The organism is Rhizobium mayense (assembly GCF_030272705.1).
GTDB classification, from domain to species: Bacteria; Pseudomonadota; Alphaproteobacteria; order Rhizobiales; family Rhizobiaceae; genus Rhizobium; species Rhizobium mayense.
In genome coordinates, this window is record NZ_JARFYM010000028.1 from 55,998 (window position 1) to 75,943 (window position 19,946).

The 19,946-nt window shown below is 61.0% G+C and carries 14 protein-coding genes; 2 read left to right on the top strand and 12 right to left on the bottom strand.

The annotated features are described in order from the left end of the window. The first annotated feature begins 22 nt into the window (after nucleotides 1-22). Entirely contained in the window at nucleotides 23-2,671 is a 2,649-nt protein-coding gene (gene pepN / locus PY649_RS25910; RefSeq protein WP_285871722.1) for an aminopeptidase N, read from the top strand. 230 nt (nucleotides 2,672-2,901) lie between these two features. Continuing rightward, nucleotides 2,902-5,217, top strand: a complete 2,316-nt coding sequence (locus tag PY649_RS25915; protein WP_285871723.1) for a PAS domain-containing sensor histidine kinase — start codon at nucleotides 2,902-2,904, stop codon at nucleotides 5,215-5,217. Nucleotide 5,218: 1 nt separating this feature from the next. Here PY649_RS25915 and PY649_RS25920 read toward each other — a convergent pair whose 3' ends face one another. The 12 genes from PY649_RS25920 to PY649_RS25975 all read right to left on the bottom strand — a co-directional run bounded on the left by PY649_RS25920 (nucleotide 5,219) and on the right by PY649_RS25975 (nucleotide 19,421). Beyond that, on the bottom strand, nucleotides 5,219-8,179 hold the full coding sequence (locus PY649_RS25920; RefSeq protein ID WP_285871724.1) for a bifunctional [glutamine synthetase] adenylyltransferase/[glutamine synthetase]-adenylyl-L-tyrosine phosphorylase: 2,961 nt from the start codon (nucleotides 8,177-8,179) through the stop codon (nucleotides 5,219-5,221). A 149-nt stretch (nucleotides 8,180-8,328) separates the two neighbouring features. After that, nucleotides 8,329-9,738 (bottom strand): sensor histidine kinase, encoded by a 1,410-nt coding sequence (locus PY649_RS25925; RefSeq protein ID WP_285871725.1) that lies wholly within the window; start codon nucleotides 9,736-9,738, stop codon nucleotides 8,329-8,331. Beyond that, nucleotides 9,735-10,493 (bottom strand): response regulator transcription factor, encoded by a 759-nt coding sequence (locus PY649_RS25930; protein WP_432761409.1) that lies wholly within the window; start codon nucleotides 10,491-10,493, stop codon nucleotides 9,735-9,737. The genes PY649_RS25925 and PY649_RS25930 overlap by 4 nt, the downstream gene beginning before the upstream one ends. A gap of 99 nt (nucleotides 10,494-10,592) precedes the next feature. Continuing rightward, entirely contained in the window at nucleotides 10,593-12,149 is a 1,557-nt protein-coding gene (locus PY649_RS25935) for a Do family serine endopeptidase (protein ID WP_285871727.1), read from the bottom strand. Between the two features lie 176 nt (nucleotides 12,150-12,325). Next, nucleotides 12,326-12,781: a cytochrome c-type biogenesis protein gene (locus PY649_RS25940; protein ID WP_285871728.1), complete on the bottom strand. Its 456-nt coding sequence runs from the start codon at nucleotides 12,779-12,781 to the stop codon at nucleotides 12,326-12,328. Next, entirely contained in the window at nucleotides 12,778-14,766 is a 1,989-nt protein-coding gene (locus tag PY649_RS25945; protein WP_285871729.1) for a heme lyase CcmF/NrfE family subunit, read from the bottom strand. Before PY649_RS25945 ends, PY649_RS25940 begins: the two co-directional genes overlap by 4 nt. Beyond that, nucleotides 14,763-15,212 (bottom strand): cytochrome c maturation protein CcmE, encoded by a 450-nt coding sequence (ccmE, locus tag PY649_RS25950; protein WP_285871730.1) that lies wholly within the window; start codon nucleotides 15,210-15,212, stop codon nucleotides 14,763-14,765. The genes PY649_RS25945 and ccmE overlap by 4 nt, the downstream gene beginning before the upstream one ends. Further along, a complete protein-coding gene (ccmI, locus tag PY649_RS25955; protein WP_285871731.1) occupies nucleotides 15,209-16,357 on the bottom strand; it encodes a c-type cytochrome biogenesis protein CcmI in 1,149 nt (382 codons plus the stop codon). Before ccmI ends, ccmE begins: the two co-directional genes overlap by 4 nt. 98 nt (nucleotides 16,358-16,455) lie before the next feature. Further along, nucleotides 16,456-16,887, bottom strand: a complete 432-nt coding sequence (locus PY649_RS25960) for an RT0821/Lpp0805 family surface protein (protein ID WP_285871732.1) — start codon at nucleotides 16,885-16,887, stop codon at nucleotides 16,456-16,458. A 91-nt stretch (nucleotides 16,888-16,978) separates the two neighbouring features. Continuing rightward, on the bottom strand, nucleotides 16,979-18,376 hold the full coding sequence (locus PY649_RS25965; RefSeq protein WP_285871733.1) for a sensor histidine kinase: 1,398 nt from the start codon (nucleotides 18,374-18,376) through the stop codon (nucleotides 16,979-16,981). Further along, the gene (locus PY649_RS25970) at nucleotides 18,366-19,037 is read right to left on the bottom strand and encodes a response regulator transcription factor (protein WP_285871734.1); all 672 of its coding nucleotides are present in this window, start codon (nucleotides 19,035-19,037) and stop codon (nucleotides 18,366-18,368) included. The genes PY649_RS25965 and PY649_RS25970 overlap by 11 nt, the downstream gene beginning before the upstream one ends. A 135-nt stretch (nucleotides 19,038-19,172) precedes the next feature. After that, nucleotides 19,173-19,421 carry a hypothetical protein gene (locus tag PY649_RS25975; RefSeq protein WP_285871735.1) on the bottom strand — a complete coding sequence of 83 codons (249 nt, stop codon included), beginning with the start codon at nucleotides 19,419-19,421 and terminating at the stop codon, nucleotides 19,173-19,175. Between the last annotated feature and the right edge of the window lie 525 nt (nucleotides 19,422-19,946).

Here is a 19,946-nt window from a genome sequence, read left to right on the forward strand (position 1 = left end):
ACAAGCCTGATCAGGATAGACCATGCGAACAGACACCGGCCAGATCGTCTATCTGGCAGATTATCGTCCCACCGACTTCGTTCTGGAACGCGTGGACCTCACCTTCGAACTGCACCCGACCGAGACCAAGGTCGACGCGCGGTTGATCTTCCATCGTCGCAAAGGCACCGACAATAAGGCGCCGCTTGTGCTCGACGGTGACGAACTGAGCCTCGCTGGCCTGCTGCTCGATCAGGCGGAAGTTCCAGCCGAGCAATATGAGGCGACGGCGGAAAGCCTGACTGTTCGCGATCTGCCTGAAAGCGCGCCTTTCGAACTGACGATCACGACCATCATCAATCCCGAAGCCAATACGCAATTGATGGGGCTCTACCGCACCGGCAGCATCTATTGCACCCAGTGCGAGGCCGAAGGCTTCCGCCGCATTACCTATTTCCCTGATCGGCCGGACGTACTGGCTCCTTACACAGTCAACATCATCGCCGACAAAGCCGCCAATCCGCTGCTGCTGTCGAATGGCAATTTCCTCGGTGGCGCCGGTTATGGCGAAGGCAAGCATTTTGCCGCCTGGTTCGATCCGCATCCGAAGCCGAGCTATCTCTTCGCGCTCGTCGCCGGCGACCTCGGTGTCGTCGAGGATACGTTCGTCACGATGTCGGGCCGCGAAGTGGCGCTGAAGATCTATGTCGAACACGGCAAGGAGCCGCGTGCGGCCTACGCCATGGATGCGCTCAAGCGCTCAATGAAATGGGATGAGGAGCGCTTCGGCCGCGAATACGATCTCGACATCTTCATGATCGTTGCCGTCTCGGATTTCAACATGGGGGCGATGGAGAACAAGGGCCTCAATATCTTCAACGACAAATACGTTCTTGCCGACCCGGAAATCGCCACCGACGCCGACTATGCCAATATCGAGGCGATCATCGCGCATGAATATTTCCATAACTGGACGGGCAATCGGATCACCTGCCGAGACTGGTTCCAACTCTGCCTCAAGGAAGGCCTGACCGTCTATCGCGACCACGAATTTTCCGCCGACCAGCGTTCGCGGCCGGTCAAGCGCATCGCGGAAGTCCGCCATCTGAAATCGGAGCAGTTCCCAGAGGACGGCGGGCCGCTTGCCCATCCGGTCCGCCCGACAAAATATCGCGAAATCAACAACTTCTATACGACGACGGTCTACGAGAAGGGCAGCGAAGTCACCCGTATGATCGCGACCCTTCTGGGTCGCGATCTGTTCAAGAAGGGCATGGACCTCTATTTCGATCACCATGACGGCCAGGCTGTGACGATCGAAGATTTCATCAAGTGTTTCGAGGATGTGAGCTGCCGCGACCTGACGCAGTTCTCGCTCTGGTACCATCAGGCGGGCACTCCGTTGGTGACTGCTTCCGGCAGCTATGATGCCGGTGACAAGACCTTTACCCTGTCGCTCGAACAGATGGTGCCGGCCACCCCCGGCCAGACGGCCAAGGAGCCGATGCACATTCCGCTGCGCATGGCGCTTTTCGCCGAGGACGGCGCCGTACTGATGCCGACATCGGTGACCGGCGCGGAGCTGACTGACGACGTCCTCCATCTGACCGAGCGGGCACAGAGCGTCGTTTTCCACGGCATTCCTTCGCGACCAGTGCTGTCGTTGAACCGCAGCTTCTCGACGCCGATCAATCTGCAATTCAGCCAGAGCGCGAAGGATCTGGCGCTGATCGCTCGTTATGAGGCCGACCATTTCGCCCGCTGGCAGGCGCTGATCGACCTTGGGCTGCCGAACCTGCTGCAGGCAGCTCGCGACGCACGCCAGGGCATTCCGGTCACTTGCGACGCAGCCTTCGTCGATGCGCTTCTGGCTGCGGCCAACGACGAGAGCCTGGAGCCGGCCTTCCGCGCTCAGGCGCTCGCCCTACCGAGCGAAGCCGATATTGCCCGTGAGCTCGGCGGCAATAACGATCCCGACGCAATCCATGCCGGTCGCCAGGCGATCCTCGCGCTAATCGCCGAAGCCGGAAAAGAGATCTTCGCCGCGCTCTACGACAGCATGCAAACGCCGGGTCCCTTCAGCCCGGATGCGGCCAGTGCTGGGCGGAGAGCGCTGCGTAACGCCGCACTTACGTATCTGTCGCAGTCCGACAATGCGCCGGCTCGCGCCAAGGCGGCCTATGACGCCGCCAACAACATGACCGATCTCAGCGCAGCGTTGACCATCCTCGCCCACCGTTTCCCGGAAACGGTAGAAGCCAAGGCAGCCCTCGAAAACTTCCATGATCGTTTCGCGGAAAACGCGCTGGTCATCGACAAATGGTTTGCCATCCAGGCGGCCATTCCGGGCGCGGCAACCCTGGAGCGCATCCAAGGCCTGATAGAAACGCCGCTTTTCAAGCGCACCAATCCCAACCGCATGCGCGCCCTTGTCGGCACCTTCGCCTTCGCCAACCCGACCGGCTTCGGCCGCGCCGACGGCGCCGGCTATCGCTTCCTCGCGCAGGAGATCCTCGATATCGACCAACGCAACCCGCAGTTGGCGGCGCGCATCCTGACCTCCATGCGTTCCTGGCGCTTGCTGGAGCCTGTTCGCGCCGATCACGCCCGCTCTGCCTTGATGCAAATCGAACGCGCCGGTGCCCTTTCGACCGACGTTCGCGATATTGTGGATCGCATCCTCAAGGAGTGATTTTCTCCTTGCTTATTGGTGATCAAGGCGGGTGATTTGCACCCGTCTTTTCAGCCGCAACGAGTCCCGCGCATCCGTGCGCTTACCATTGCGGGTACAAAAACCCACGAAATCGCATAGGGTTAAGAAAGTTTTACCACTGCCTCTGGACAAGGCGAATCACGAGTGATTCATTAGGGCAGATTCGGGCGAGCGGCGCAGCGAATCACACGAGGGACAAGGCTAGAGCGATGGTGGACGTGCGGCGGGCAACCGCGGCCGATGGACGGCTGCGTGTTAATTTCGACGGTCTGAAATCCTGGCATAGCGGTGTTACCGATCGAGCGGGAATGCGGGCGGAGACGATTTCGCGCCGCTTTCCGCAGGCGGAACATATTCTCAAGAGGGTCATTCCCGTCCTCATCGTCTCCTTTCTGATGGTCGTCGCCGCATCGCATTTCTTCGGGATGATGATGGAGCATGGGCGGATGACCGCGGCTGCGCGGCGCGCAACATCGCTCTCCATTGCCGCCGCTTCCGCTGCCTTTTCCAATGATCCCAGCCTGTTCCAGGCCGGCAACCGAAACGGCGCCGAAAAGAAACTCGCAACTTACCTTCCGCAGGATCGGCTCGATACTGGCGCATTCGTCCTTCTCGTACAGGCGAGCGGCCGCGTCTTTGGCTCATCGGCCGCCGGGTCCGCCTATATCGGCCTGACGATCTCCGATTTCTTCCCCGAGGTTTCCACCATCAGAAATTTCGGAGACCATGCCGGCGTGATCGAGACGATGATCGATGGCGAGCCCTTCTATGCGGCGATTTCCTTGATCGGAGACAAGGGCGATTTCGTCCTCTCCGCCGCCTCGATGGAGCAGATCGACAAACTCTGGCGCGATGAGTTGACGCTCAATGTCACGCTCTTTGCCGGCATATCCTCCATACTTCTCGTCGTTCTCTACGCCTATTACACTCAGGTGAAACGGGCGCGCGATGCCGACGATATCTTCCTCGAATCCAATCTGCGCGTCGAAACTGCGCTGTCGCGCGGCCGCTGCGGTCTCTGGGATTTCGATTTCGCCAGCCGCGAATTCTTCTGGTCGCGATCGATGTACGATATGCTCGGCCTGCCGGCCGCCGATCGGCCGCTATCATTCACCGATGCGGTGCGGATGATGCATCCCGACGACAATAGCCTGCATATGCTGGCCCGTTCGGTCACCCGCGGCAAAGCCGGTCAAGTGGATCAGATCCTGCGCATTCGTCACGCCAAGGGGCACTATGTCTGGATGCGTGCCCGCGCCCAGGTCATCCGCACCAATTCCGGCCGTGTTCATATGATCGGCATTGCCATGGACGTCACCGAGCAGCATCGGCTAGCGCAGCGCTATGCCGAGGCCGACCAGCGCCTGGCGGACGCGATCGAGTGCACGTCGGAAGCTTTCGTGCTCTGGGATAAGAACGACCGCCTGGTGATGTGCAACGGTCATTTCCAGCAGGCCTATGGCCTGCCCGACAAGGTGCTGGTGCCAGGAACCGAACGCGCCGTTGTCAACGCCGCCGCTGCTCGTCCCGTCATTGAGCGACGCATCGTCGACCCTGACCGCTCCAATCACTCGCAGACGACAGAGGTGCAGCTCGCCGACGAGCGCTGGCTGCAGATCAACGAACGCCGTACTCGCGACGGCGGCCTCGTTTCCGTCGGCACCGACATTACCCAGTTGAAGCGCAACCAGGAGCGTCTGCGCGATTCCGAGCGCCGGCTGATGGCGACGATCAACGATCTCTCCGCCTCCCGGCAGATCCTCGAGCGGCAAAAGGCGGAGCTTTCGACTGCCAACACCAATTATCTTGCGGAAAAAGAACGCGCCGAAGCCGCCAACAAGGCAAAGTCGGAATTTCTCGCCAACATGTCGCATGAGCTGCGCACGCCGCTTAACGCCATTCTCGGTTTCTCCGAAATCCTGCAGGACCAGATGTTCGGCCCTCTGGGCTCGGCGAAATACAATGAATACGCCAAGGATATTCACGACAGCGGCAAGCATCTGCTGAACGTCATCAACGACATTCTCGACATGTCGAAGATCGAAGCGGGCCACCTCAAGCTCTCCTGCGAGCGGATCGATCTTGCGCCATTGATCGAGGAATGCCTGCGCTTCACCGCCATTCCGGCGGCCTGCAAGGACATCCTCGTCGACCAGCGCATCTCCTCCGGCATAAAGCTGACGGCCGACCGCCGCGCCATGAAGCAAATCCTGCTCAATCTCCTCTCCAACGCCGTGAAGTTCACCAATGACGGCGGCCGCATCGCGGTGCGCGCGCGCAAGGTCGAGGATGCCGTGATGCTGACGATCGCCGATACGGGCATCGGCATCCCGAAGTCGGCGCTCAGCAAGATCGGTCAGCCCTTCGAGCAGGTGCAAAACCAATATGCCAAGAGCAAGGGAGGCTCAGGCCTCGGGCTTGCCATTTCACGGTCGCTGACGACACTGCATTGCGGCCGCATGCGCATCCGCTCGCGCGAGGGCATCGGCACCGCGATCGCCATTCGCATTCCGGACCTAGGGTGAGCTAGGCTTTCACAACCGACTGAAAGACTTTCCGCACCGCTTTCGAAAGTCGCTTCAGTTCCGCCTCCAGCGTCTTGATGTCGGGGCAATCGCCGGCGCGGCAGACCAGTTCGACCAGCCCGGAGGGGGCCTTGTCCGGATCGAATGGTCCGTCCACACAGAGTCGGACCAACTGCGACAATTCGGTATAGAGATGCAGCGCCTCCTGGCAGAGGTCGAGATCGTTGCGATCCATAAGACTGCCGCCGAGCAGTTTGAGCGCCTCGCCGGTACTGAGGCCATTGGCGTCGATGCCGACGCCTCGGGCCGGCGCGATCAGCCGCAGATATTGCGCAGTAAATTCGATATCGATCAGGCCGCCGGGAATAAGCTTCAGGTCCCAGATGCTTACGGGCGGCTTTTCCTGTTCGATCAGCTCGCGCATCTCGGCGACATCCTTGGTGATCTTGGGAATATCGCGCCGCGTGGAGAGCACCTCGCCGATGATCCGCTCCGCATTCAGCTCCAGCTCCTCATCGCCGCAAATCAGGCGCGCTCGGGAAAGCGCCATATGCTCCCACGTCCAGGCCTCCCCGCGCTGATATTTCTCGAAGGAGTTGATGCGCGTTGCGACCGGCCCCTTGTTGCCGGAAGGACGCAGGCGCATGTCGACCTCGTAGAGCACGCCCTCCGCCGTCGGCGCGGAGAGCGCCGCAATCAGCCGCTGGGTAATGCGGGTAAAATAACGCGTCGCGTCGAGCGGCTTTGGCCCCGTGGATTCGCCGGCTTCATCGTCATAGTCGTAAAGCAGGATGATATCGATATCCGAACCGGCGGTGAGCTCGAAGCTACCGAGCTTTCCCATCCCGACGACGGCGACGCGGCCGCCGGGATAGTCGCCATGTGCAGCCTGTATCTCCTTCAACACGGCATTCAATGCGGCTTCGACGATCAGATCGGCGAGATAGGTGAAGGCGCGGGCGGCCATGGGGCCGCCGATTGCGCCCGTCAACAGACGAATGCCGATCAGAAAGCGCTGCTCCGAGGCGAAGATGCGCAGGCGGTCCAGCACCTCCTCGTAATGCTGTGCCGACGCCAGAAAGCTGTTGATGCGCTCGGCCAGATAATCGCGCGTCGGCAGCTCTGCCATCAGGCCCGGATCCAACATACCGTCGAAGACATGCGGCTTGGCAGCGATGATTTCGGCGAGCCGCGGCGCCGACGACATGATGTTGACGATGAGCGAAAGCAGCGCCGGATTTGTGCTGAGCAGCGAGAATAGCTGGATGCCCGCCGGCAGGCCGGAGATGAAACTGTCGAAACGCAGCAGCGCCTCATCCGCGCGCTTGCTCTCGCCGAATACGCGGAGCAATTCTGGCGTCAATTCGGTCAACCGCTCCCGCGCTTCGATCGATTGTGTGGCGCGGTAGCGACCGTAGTGCCATGTGCGGATGACATGGGAAATAGCGGAGGGACGCTCGAAGCCGAGACGGTGTAAGGTCTTCAATGTGTCGGGGTCGTCACCCTGGCCGGTGAAGACGAGGTTGCCGGTTTCGGTCGAAAGCTTGGTCTCCTGCTCGAACAAACGCCCGTAACGCCGCTCGACCGTCTTCAGCGTTGCGACCAGCGCCTCGGAGAAGGCGGATAGATCGGCGAAGCCCATCATGAACGCAATGCGCTTCAGCTCGGCATCTGTTTCGGGAAGCAGATGCGTCTGCTCGTCGCGCACCATCTGGATGCGATGCTCGACATCGCGCAGAAACCAATAGGCCTCCGTCAGTTCGTCGCGCGTTTCCGCGTCGATCCACTTGGCCTTGGTCAGCTCCGCCAATGTTTCCTCTGTGGCCCGGCAACGCAAGGCCGGCATGCGGCCGCCGGCGATCAGTTGCTGCGTCTGCACGAAGAACTCGATCTCGCGGATACCGCCGCGGCCGAGCTTGACGTTGTGGCCTTTGACCGCAATCGCGCCATGACCCTTGTGCACATGGATCTGCCGCTTGATCGAATGGATATCCGATATCGCTGCATAGTCCAGATATTTGCGGAAGACGAAGGGGACAAGATCGCGAATGAAGGCCTGGCCGGCCGCGATATCACCGCCGACAGCGCGCGCCTTGATGAAAGCGGCGCGCTCCCAATTCTGCCCCCTGCCCTCGTAATAGATCATTGCCGCATCGACGGGGATGGCAAGCGGAGTAGACCCCGGATCGGGACGCAGGCGCAGATCGGTTCGGAAGACGTAGCCGTCGGCGCTGCGCTCCTGCAATATACGCACAAGTCGGCGCATCAATCGCGGGAAGATATCGATCGCATCATCGGGATTGGGAACGATTCCGGCCATCTCGTCGAAGAAAACGACCAGGTCGATATCGGAGGAATAATTCAGCTCTTCGGCGCCGAGCTTGCCCATGCCAAGCACGATAAGGCCGGAGCCGCGGCTCGGCGCGGAAGGGTCGCGGACCGCAATCTTGCCGGCCTCGTGCGACGACAGCAGCAAATGGTCGATCGCTGCCGAAATCGAGGCTTCGGCAAGGGCGCTCAGCCAGCGCGTCGTCGCCCGGCCGTCGAAGATGCGGGCGAGATCGGCAAGCGCAATCAAGAAGGCGGCGCGGCGCTTGGCGATGCGCAATCGGCTCATGACCTCGGATTCCGAGGGCGACGATGCGTTGTCACCCTCCGGCAGCCAGGCACGACGGGCATCGGCGACAAGCACCTCGATTTGCGGCAACAGCGGTTTGCTGACGGCTGCGGCGAGCAGCGCCGGCTCGAGATTGGCGGTCTCGCGGAGATGAGGTGAGAGTGTCAATGCGGCGGCAACAAAATCGCGCTGGGGACTGTCGCTCGCGAGAAGGGCGGCAATTGCCGGTTCCGATGCGGCGATATCCTTGAGATCGGCGAGCGCCGCTTTCAGCTCCGTCTGATTGAGCGGGCGAAGCCGCCCGGGCAAAACATCCCCTAGCAAATCGCTTGCCATTGTCGTCATGCAGTTCTCTCCCACCTGCGTCGCGCGTCCAACTGGACCGGCAAAAGACGCAGTAACATCTTTGAATCGATGTGTGATCCCCAAAATCGGAAGTCGAATTAGAGATGATGTACGGAGCATTCCGATAAAGCAGGATTAATCTATTGTTTCTACGTGGGGAAGATCATGGTTACGGTCAAGCCGCGAGTATCGAGGCTGGCCGGATCGGTATCGCAAAGCTCCAGCCGGCCGCCATGCAGCTCCATGATCGCTTCCACCAGGGCAAGACCAAGGCCGGTGCCCGGTTTGGAGCGGCTCTCGTCCAGGCGGAAGAAGCGTTTGACCACCTCCGTCCGCTGATGCGCAGGGATGCCCGGACCATGATCGGCGACAGCGAGGTTCACCGCGTTGGACTCACGGGACAGTTTCAGCACGACCGCCTGTTTGCCGGGACAGCCGGAGGCATATTTGACGGCATTATCGATCAGATTGAAGATCGCCTGGCCGATCAGCTCGCGATTGCCCTGCACCTCGACATCGGGCTCGATCTCGGTCGTCAGCGTCAGACCCGCCTCTTCGGCGACCGGCTCATAGAGCTCGGCTGTATCCGAGACGATGGAGGAGAGATCGACGCCGGTCATCTCGGCGGCGACGGAACCCGCCTCGACGCGTGAGATCATCAGCAGCGCATTGAAGGTGCGGATCAATTGGTCGGATTCGCCGATAATGCCTTCCAGTGCGACACGCCGGCCTTCGCTATTGGCATTGTCGAGCGCATCAGCCGCCTTGTTGCGCAATCGCGTCAGCGGCGTCTTCAAGTCGTGGGCGATGTTGTCGGAGACCTGCCGCAAGCCTTCGTTCAGTTTCTCGATGCGCTCCAGCATGGCGTTCAGCGATGTCGACATGCGATCGAATTCGTCGCCAGAGCCTCCGACCGGCAGCCGCTGCGACAGATCGCCGGCCATGATCTTGCGGCTGGCATCGGTCATGCGGTCGATGCGTTTCAGCGCGTTGCGGCCGATACCGAACCAGATAACGAGTGCGCCAAGGCCCATGATCGCCAGAGCCAGCATCAGGGCCTGGCGCACCAGCACGCGGAATCGCTCCGGCTCGCCAAGGTCGCGTCCGATCAGGATGCGCAGGCCATTGTCGAGGAGGAAGATATTGGCGATCGCCAGATGCCGCCGTTCGGCGTCGTTAGTGCCCGTGTCGGTGTAGCGCTCATAGCTGAACGGCAATTCCGTCCAACCGGCTTCGCCGAGGACGCCCGGCTGCACCGAAGCGACGTTGCCGGCGAGAATATCGCCGGAGGGGCTGGCGATGACATAGAGATTGGCGCCAGGCTGGCGGGCGCGGCGCTCCATCGTGCGCAGCAACAGGTTCAAGCCGCCGACGTCATAAGCACGCTTGACCTGATTGACCTCTTGCTGCACGGCATCGCGAATCTGCCCGGTCAGCAACCGCTCCGACATGGCCGATACGTAGAAGACGAGGGTCGCGGCGCAGAGCGCAAAAAGTAGGATATAAAGGGCGGACAGGCGGACTGCAGTAGACCTGAAGAGAACGCGAAAGCGGCTCATCCCTCGTCCTTGATCATGTAGCCGGCGCCACGAATCGTCTTCAACAGCGGCTGGCTGAAGTCTTTTTCGATCTTCGAACGCAGGCGTGAGACGTGGACGTCGATAACGTTCGTTTGCGGATCGAAATGGTAGTCCCAGACGTTTTCGAGAAGCATGGTGCGCGTCACCACCTGGCCCGCATTCTTCATCAGATATTCGAGCAGGCGGAACTCGCGCGGTTGCAAAAGTATCTCCTTGCCGCCGCGACGAACCTCGTGCGACAGCCGATCGAGTTCGAGGTCACCGACGCGGTAGAGCACGTCCTGTTCCGGCGTGCCCTTGCGGCGACCAAGAACTTCGACGCGGGCAAGCAATTCGCTAAACGCGTAGGGTTTCGGCAGGTAGTCGTCGCCGCCGGCACGAAGGCCGGTGACGCGATCGTCGACTTGACCGAGGGCGGAGAGAATGAGAACCGGCGTATGCACGCCCTTGCGGCGCAGCTCGGTGATGACGGAAAGACCGTCTCGGCGCGGCAGCATGCGGTCGATGATGGCGACGTCGTAGACGTTCTCGGTTGCCATGAAGAGGCCGCTCTCGCCATCGCTCGCATGGTCGGCAACGATACCGGCCTCGCGAAACGCCTTGGTGAGATAGGCGGCGGCTTCGAGATCGTCTTCGATAATCAAAATCTTCATGTGAGCGACATTACCTGTCGGCGATGCCTCAGCACAACCAGAATCGGAGGAGTTCACAGCATGTTGGCCAGCGGTTGTCATCTTCTATCCGCCATTTGTCGATAGAGTCACGTGGAAGCAAAGGAGCCGCGCAAGCCGTGGCCTGCGCGGCTCCTAATTCACTTCAATTGGCCGAAAAAATCAGCCGTTGGTGATCGGCAGAGCGACGAAGCGGCTGCCGTCGTTGGACTGGATCTGGAACAGCGCGCGGGTGCGGCCGCCCTTCTTTGCCTCCTCGATAACCTTGGCGATGTCGCCGGCGTTGGAGACCTGCTGATTGTTGACCGAGGTGATTTTCTCGCCTTCCTTCACGCCCTTGTCGGCCGCGTCGGAGTCCGGATCGACCGCCGTGATCGCGACACCCTTGCCGTCATCGGACGGACCGACGGTGAGGCCGAGATCGGCAAGCGCCTTTTCCGAGGACGGCTGCGGCGGCTGGGCTGGCTGCGAATTGTCGTCGTTCGAAGCCTGATTCTGGTCGGCCGGCAGCGTGCCGAGTTCGACGGTAACCGACTGAGCTTTGCCGTCACGCCACAGCGAGACATCGACCTTGGTGCCCGGCTGCATCGCGCCAATACGGCGAGCGAGATCGCGCGGATCCTTGACCGGGTCGCCATTGACGGCGGTTACGACGTCACCGTTCTTGATGCCGGCCTTCTGGCCCGGAGAACCGTCCTGCGGGGATACGACGAGCGCGCCGTTCGGCTCGGACAGGCCGAGGGATTCGGCGATATCCTTGGTCACCGGCTGGATCTGCACGCCGAGCCAGCCACGCGACACGGTGCCGCTCTTGATCAGGGTGGCGACGACGTTCTTGGCGGTGTCGGCGGGGATTGCGAAGGCAATGCCGACGCTGCCGCCCGATGGAGAGAAAATGGCCGTGTTGATGCCGACGACCTGGCCGTTGAGGTTGAAGGTCGGGCCGCCCGAGTTGCCACGGTTCACGGCTGCGTCGACCTGGATGAAGTCGTCATAGGGGCCGGAGCCGATATCGCGGCCACGAGCCGAGACGATGCCGGCCGTGACGGTGCCGCCGAGGCCGAACGGATTACCGACCGCAACGACCCAGTCGCCAACACGAACCTTGTTATCGTCGGCCCAATTGACATAGGTGAATTTCTTGCCCTTGCCGTCGACTTTCAATACGGCGAGGTCGGTGCGCGGGTCCTTGCCGATCAGCTTGGCATCAAGTTCGGTGCCGTCATTGAGCACCACGACAAAAGCCGCGCCGTCGGAAACGACGTGATTGTTGGTGACGAGATAGCCGTCTTCGGAAATGAAGAAGCCGGAGCCCTGGGCAACCGGGCGCAGACGACCCTTATTATCCTGCTGGCCTTTCTGCTGGCCTTGCTGTTGCTGGTTATGGCCCTGCTGCTGTTCGAACTGTTTGAAGAACTTCTTCAGCGGATGATCGTCCGGCAGCTCGTCGAAACCGCGCCCAAGGCCGAAGGAATCGTCATCATCGGCGACCGGGTTGACACGGGATTCAACACGAACGGAAACGACTGCCGGAGACACGGCGTCGACGACATTGGCGAAGCTCGGAACCTGCGGAGCCTGTACGTTGACGGCATCGGCATAGGAGCGGCTGATTTGAGCCGGAACGCCGGTGGCGAGGGCAGCGACGGCGAGGCCGGCGACGACAGAAGCTTTCATAGCGGTGCTATGGGACAAAACGTCCTTGATATTCCTGAACATATGCGAGTTACCTTCTCTTCTCTCGTCCGATTTTTCTTCTGCCGGGAAACCGGCAATGGTGGGTTATGGAAAGATATAGGACTTCCGACCTTACAGCGAACTGTCCGACCGATGAAAAATCCGTAATGTAGCGAAATAATGTTTTCGGCCCGATAAAGACGACTTCTCGCGCAACGTCACTTGCCGAGAATATCGTTGAGGCGTGCTTCTTCCTCCGCCGTCAACTGCGTGCCCGTCGGCTTGCCCGCGCCACGTCGGACATAGACGATAAGAGCAAGCCCACCGAGCAGGAAGAGCGCGGCCGGTGTGCCCCAGAGCAACAGCGTCTTTTCGCTGAGCCGCGGCTTCAACAGCACGAACTCGCCGTAGCGGGAAACGATATAGTCGAGCACCTGCTGGTCGCTATCGCCCTGGACGAGGCGCTTGCGCACCAGAAGGCGCAGGTCGCGGGCAAGATCGGCATTGGAATCGTCGATCGACTGGTTCTGGCAGACCATGCAGCGCAGCTCAGCTGAGATCGTTCGTGCGCGCGCTTCGAGGGCCTTGTCGGGCAGCACCTCGTCCGGATTGACGGCGAAGGCCGGCGCGGCAACGAAGAGCAGTGCCAGAGCCAGGAGCAATCGCCGGATCATTCCGCCGGCTCCAAGATTGGGCGGGCGGGCTTTGCTTTGCGGCTCGGCGCGCCGACGCGCAGGCGGCGGTCGCTGAGCGAGACGAAGCCGCCCAGCGCCATGACGATGGCGCCGCCCCAGATGCAGATGATGAAGGGTTTCCACCAGATGCGCACAACCATGCCGCCATCATTGGTGGGATCGCCGAGCGAGACGTAAAGCTGGCTCAGGCCGAGCGTCAGGATGCCCGCTTCGGTCGTAGCGGTGCGGCTGGCGGTGAAGAGTCGTTTGGAAGACGAGACGCTGGCGACGACGGTGCCGCCGCGGCTGACCGTGAAGCGGGCGCGATCCTCGGTGTAATTCGGGCCGACACCCGGCTGAATGCCTTCGAAGCGCAGTGTATAGCCGCCGATATCAGCGGTGCCGCCCGGTTTCATCTCGGTGATGTTTTCAGTCTGGAATGTCGAGACCGCGACGATGCCGAGGACGGTGATGCCGAGCCCGGCATGGGCAAGCGCTGTCCCGAAGGCCGAGCGCGGCAGACCGATCAGCCGCCGCCACGCGACATTGCCCGCCACCTTGCCGATGCCGGCGCGATACCAGAGATCAGCGACCGCACCGAAGACCAGGAAGAATCCAGCGGCCAGGCCGAAAACGGCAAGCACTGGCCCGCCATGACGGACGTAGAAAAAAGTGAGACCAGCGATCAAGGCGAGGCCGGCGGCAACATAGAGCCGCTGCAGCACGCCGAGCAGATCGCCGCGCTTCCAGGCAAGCAGCGGCCCGAAGGGAACGGCGATCAGGATCGGCGTCATCAGCAGGCCGAAGGTCATGTTGAAGAAGGGAGGGCCGACCGAAATCTTGTCGCCGGTCAAGGTCTCCAGCGCCAGCGGATAGAGGGTGCCGGTCAGGACCGTGCCGCAGGCGACCGTCAGGATGAGATTGTTCAGCACCAGCGATCCCTCGCGCGAGATCGGCGCGAACAGGCCGCCGGCTGCGAGCCGTGGTGCGCGAAAGGCAAAGAGCGCCAGGGCACCGCCTATGAAGACGAAGAGGATGCAGAGGATGAAGATGCCGCGCGTTGGGTCGCTGGCGAAGGAATGCACCGAGGTCAGCACGCCGGAGCGCACCAGGAAGGTGCCGAGCAGCGACAGGGAGAAGGTCAGGATCGCTAACAATACTGTCCAGATCTTCAGCGCGTCGCGCTTCTCCATAACGAGCGCAGAATGGAGGAGCGCCGTGCCGGCGAGCCAGGGCATGAAGGAGGCGTTCTCTACTGGATCCCAAAACCACCAGCCGCCCCAGCCGAGTTCGTAATAGGCCCAATAGGAACCCATGGCGATGCCCAGCGTCAGAAAGGTCCAGGCAGCCAGCGTCCAGGGACGAACCCAGCGCGCCCAGGCGGCGTCTATGCGGCCTTCGAGCAAAGCGGCGATAGCGAAGGAGAAGCAGACGGAAAACCCGACATAACCGAGATAGAGCAGCGGCGGGTGGATCGCCAGACCGATATCCTGCAGCACCGGATTAAGGTCCTTGCCCTCCGCCGGGGCGGGATCGAGACGGAGAAACGGATTGGAGGTCAGGAGAATGAAGAGCAGAAAAGCCGACGATATCCAGGACTGCACGGCAAGTACATTTGAGCGCAGCGTGTCCGGCAGATTGCGCCCGAACAGCGCCACCATGGCGCTGAACAGAGCCAGGATCAGCAGCCAGAGCATCATCGATCCCTCATGATTGCCCCAGACGCCGGAGATCTTGAAGATCAGTGGCATCAGCGAATGGGAATTCTCCCAGACGTTCAGTACGGAGAAATCGGAGGCGACATAGGCATAGGTCAAGACGCCGAAGGAAAAGGCGACCAAGGCGAACATGACGACGGCGCCGACCGGTGCGATGTCCATCATCGACACGTCGCCCCGTCGCGCGCCGATCACCGGGATGATGGAGACGATGATCGCCGTCGCGAGCGCCAGCACCAGGGCGTAGTGTCCAAGCTCGATGATCATTGGCCTGCTTCCTCGCCCTTCCACACGCCATCCGCCTTCAGCTTTTCGGCGACTTCCTTCGGCATGTAGCGCTCATCATGCTTGGCAAGCACGCTGTCGGCAACAAAGACATCGTTGCCCTGCTCGAACCTACCTTCGGTGACCACCCCCTGCCCCTCGCGGAAGAGATCGGGCAGGATGCCATTATATTTGACTTTGATCGCATCGGTGCCGTCGGTGACGGAAAATTGAACCTGCGTTCCTTCACCGCGCACCAAACTTCCCTCACCGACGAGACCGCCGAGGCGGATCAGCGTGCCGGCGCTGACCGGGGTCTTGGCGAGATCGGCCGGCATGTAGAAATAGGCCACAGACTGGCTGAAGGCGAAGAGGACAAGCAGCACGGCGGCGGCGATGAAGCCCATGCCGCCGGCAATGACAGCCAGACGTTTCTGCTTGCGGGTCATTGCTGCGTCACCTCCGTCGGCAGTCCCAGCTCCTTCGCCAGCGCCAAAAGCTGCTGCCCTTCGCCGCCGCCAGCGGGGAAAGTCTTCAGGCCACGCTTCAATGCCTCCACCGCGCGGTCCTTGTCATTCAGCACGACGTAGGAGCGGATCAACCGCATCCAGCCCTCGAAATTCCGGGGATCTTCGTTGAGCTTGGCATCCAGGCTCTCGACCATGCCACGGATCATCTGCAGACGGTCGCCATTGTTCATGGCATTTGCGGCCGCAATCTGCTCGGCGGTCGGATTCCCCGGCGCATTGGGGTTTGCCGAACCTTGGGCCATATCAGCCGTGCTGCCGTTCTTGGCGATATGGTCGTTGACGGCGGCCATCCATGGCGCATCGGCGGGCGATCGTTTCGCCAGAGCCTCGAAGGCCGTCTTTGCTTCAGCCGCCTTGCCATCCTGCTCCAGCGCCAAGGCAAGGTAGAACAGCGCGCGGGGGTTATCGGCATCGAGCGCCAGCGATTGCTGCATTGTACTGCGGGCCTCAGCCGTCACGACGCCGTCGGCCTTCATAACCAGAACCTCGCCCAGACTGCCGAGCCGTTCGGCGCTGGTGCCGAGCAGGCGAATGACATTGCGATAGGCAAGTTCGGCATCACCGATGCGGTTGGTCTTGAAGTAGATCGGCGCCAACACTTCCCAACCCTTGCCGTCGTCCGGATGTTGCGCCAGATGCCGCTCGACTTTGACGATCGAGATAGCGAGATCGTTGCCGGGGTGTTCAAGGCGCGCTTCCAGTGGCTGGGAGGGCAAGCCGGGATTGCCCTTGGCGAGATAAAGACAGAGGCCGACGAGCGGCAGCAGGATGATGATGAAGGCCTGCGAGAAGCGGTAGCCGCCTGCCGGCTGTTTTGCCGCGCTCGGTCCGGCATTCGAAACCGCAAGAAGGCGGCGGCCGATTTCGGCACGGGCGTAGCCTGCCTCTTCCGGAGAGATCAGGCCGCCCGCGAGATCGCGGTCCAGCTCGCGAAGCTGGTCGCGATAGACGGCGGCCTCGCCAGCATGACCATCCTCAGCCACCTTTGCTCCGCGCAGAAGGGGATAGAGCAGGACGGCGCCGACAATCGCCGTCAGAACGGCTACTAGAATCCAGAACAGCATAGACGCCCAATACTTTAACGGCGCGCGTATTCCAACCGTCAAAGCCTCATTGACGAAGATTTGAGGCGTTTAGCCGCGTTTTTCAAGTTTGCGGAATTCTAGTTCAATGGCGTCCATGTGCCGTCGTCGTTGCGGCAGGCAGCGCCCCTCGCCTGCGTTGGCTTGCCGTCGACCGTGATCGTGTGGGTATATTGGCGGCAGTTTTGCGAACCGACCTGATAGGGTGCTGCGGCCACGACCTCACCGGTGACGTTCTTGCCGGTCCAGGCGACCGGCTGGCCGAGCGGGGCTGTTTCCAGCGCCCGATATTCCGCTTCCAAGGCTCGTTGCTTATCATTGTCGCTGAGCTTGATGCCGGTGCGGCCGACGATGCCGCCCTCAAGAGCCGCGATATAGCGCGTCGAGGCCGCAGGCTTGCCCGGAGAGAGAAAGCCGGTGACGCCACCTTTGCCACTCGTGGTCGTGCAGGCGGAAAGGACGATGGCGGCAAAAAGGGATGGAGCAATCAGAAAAAAGGTGCGAAGCTTCATACAACCGAACCAGTATCAACGAGTAAAACTAGAGGTACTGCGATGCGGCATCAGCATGGCGCACCGCATCTTTCTGGCATCATGCCGGGCATCACGCAACATCCTTTGTCACCCCCGGTAGAATTAGGCTGGCGCGAAGTCCGCCCCAGGAGCCGCGCGACAATTCGAGCCGCCCCTGATATTCGTTGGTGATTTCGCTGACGATCGACAGACCGAGGCCGGTGCCCGGCTTACTTTCATCCAGCCGGCGGCCGCGCTTCATCGCCTCGCGGATCTGATCCGGCTCCAGGCCCGGGCCGTCGTCCTCCACCACGAGTTCCACCCAGTGACGCCGCGCCGGATCGATGCCCTTCACCTCCGCCGGCGCTTCATTGGCGGCAACGCGCACCTTACGCTCGGCAAAGCGCGCGGCGTTTTCCAGGAGGTTGCCGACCGTTTCCTCCAGATCCTGCTGCTCCATGGCAAGCGACAGGTTCGGTGAAACGGAAAGCTCGAACTCCTTATCGGCATTGAGCCGACGCATGACGCGTACAAGCCGTTCCAGCGCCGGCTCCGCGTCGGTGCGCGCGAGCACGGATTCGCGCTGCGCGGCGATGCGGGCGCGGTTGAGATAGGATTGCACCTGCCCCTGCATGACCTCGGCCTGGTTCTTGACGAGATCGCCGTGGGAGCGCTCCAGCACGCGGGATTCGTTGAGCAGGACCGCAATCGGCGTCTTCAACGAATGGGCGAGATTGCCGACCTGCATGCGCGCCCGCTCGACGATGCGGCGGTTGCTATCGATCAGCGCGTTGACCTCGTTGGCGAGCGGCAGGATTTCACGCGGGAATTCCCCCTGCAATCGCTCGCTCTCGCCGGCGCGGATGCGCTCCAGCGCCGCCCGTGCCTTATCGAGCGGCTTGAGGCCATAGAGAATGGCGAGCGCGTTGACGACAAGGCTGCCGACACCGAAGCCGACGAGCGCGAAATAGAGGCTGTGAGAGAAATTGCGGACATCGTCCTCCACCACGGCGACATTGCCGGTGACGCGGAAGCGTGCGGCGCGGCCGTCAGTGTCAAGCACGACCTCGGTTTCGGCGACTTGCACCCGGTTTCCGAAGGCGTCGGTGACGATGTAGTAACGTTCGTAATTCTTGTCGAAAGGCGCTTCCAGCACCGAAAGAACGGGCAGGCTCGAGGCGCCGAGCGACGGGGAAACCAACGGCGTTGCCGTATAGGTCCCCAGCGGTTCGACCATCCAGTACCAACCCGTCTTCGGCTGGGCGAAACGCAGGTCGCCAAGCTGCGGGCTGCCGGACAGCGCCCCTTGATCGCCGATCGTGACCGAGTTGATGACGTTATAGAGCTGCGCCCTCAAGAGATCCTGAAAACCGCGTTCGGCACTCTTGCGATAGATATTGGAGATGACGAGGCCAATCACCACCAGCGCCACCGCGGACCAGAGTGTGGTCAACAGCAGAACGCGAGCGGTTAGCGACTTAATTCGCATTGGTCGGCGCTTGGATGCGATAGCCGAGACCTCGAACAGTTTCGATCAGGTCGACACCCATCTTCCTGCGCAGACGGCCGACGAAAACCTCGATCGTATTGGAATCGCGGTCGAAATCCTGATCGTACATATGCTCGACCAGCTCCGTGCGCGAGACGACTTCACCCTTGTGATGCATAAGATAGGCAAGCAGCCGATATTCATGCGAGGTAAGCTTCAGCGGTTTGCCGTCGACCGTGGCCTTCGAGCTTTTGGTATCGAGGCGCACCGGCCCGCAGATGATTTCAGACGAAGAATGGCCGGCAGCGCGGCGGATCAACGCCCGGATGCGAGCCAGCACTTCTTCCACGTGGAAAGGCTTGGCGACGTAATCGTCGGCGCCCGCATCGATGCCGGCGACCTTGTCGCTCCAGCGATCGCGAGCAGTCAGGATCAGCACCGGCATTCCCCGGCCCGCGCCGCGCCATTTCTCCAGAACGGTGATCCCGTCCATCTCCGGCAGGCCGATATCGAGGATGATCGCGTCATAGGGCTCGGTTTCGCCGAGGAAATGCCCCTCCTCGCCGTCGAAGGCGGTATCGACCACATAACCCGCTTCTTTCAGGGCTTCTGCGAGCTGGCGGTTCAAATTGATATCGTCTTCGACTATGAGAATGCGCATGTTTCGACCCAATTTCCCCGGTTCGAGAAATAGTACTGCAAATCAGGCCCGAGTGGAATCGCTCGGCCATAAGATTTTGCGTGAGATTCAAAGCGTTAGAGTGTTCCTAGTGTGTCGGTGTGAACGTGTTTCCACCTACATCGGCACTTTCATGGTCACCTTGCGCGGCCGCTGGCCATTGCCCTGGACGAGAACAGTAATGACGCAGCTATCGCCTGACGGCTGTGCGGAAAGGAGCTGCCCCCCGGTCTTGGCAACGACTTCGGCGGCAGCCTCGCTGCAGTCACCGTTCGTACGCGCCACCATGGTCGGCGTTGGCGCCGGCAGAACAGCCGAGCCAGCCATAACGGCGGCCGCTGCTGCTATGCTCAAGAATGATGCCATTATCCAGACTTCCCACGGGGACATTAACTTGAGCGAATATTTACCCAAACGCGTCTGAATGGCAAATGAATGGGCCGCAATTTTCCACGCGCAGAACGTGCGCGCAGGCGTCCATACCCTTTAAGACCCTGCGTTAATTCGACCTGGAGACGACGGTTCGCCAGATGCTCCGAACCTCAGCCGCAAACCGGTCTCGATGACGCGCACGGTGATAGCGATCATTGTCTGTCAGTGACGGTTCGCGCTCGCGCACGACACAGGTTTGCGAGAGCAAGCCAAAAGTCAGTCATTTTTAATCTTTCTTGATTATCATAAACTCATAGGATCGCGACGATCGGCGATGCTTTATGGGCCGTTGCAACTGGCCTTCAAGTGTTTTGCCCACGTAAAACACTGCTATTTCCTTGAGTCTTTTGAATCGTTTGCCGCCAGATTTTCGAGCGTTGAATCGAAGGCGTGAGAAGTTGAGTCAGGAACTTCACGCGATGAATCCCAGTGCGACGAATTTGATTCCGCGAGACTATC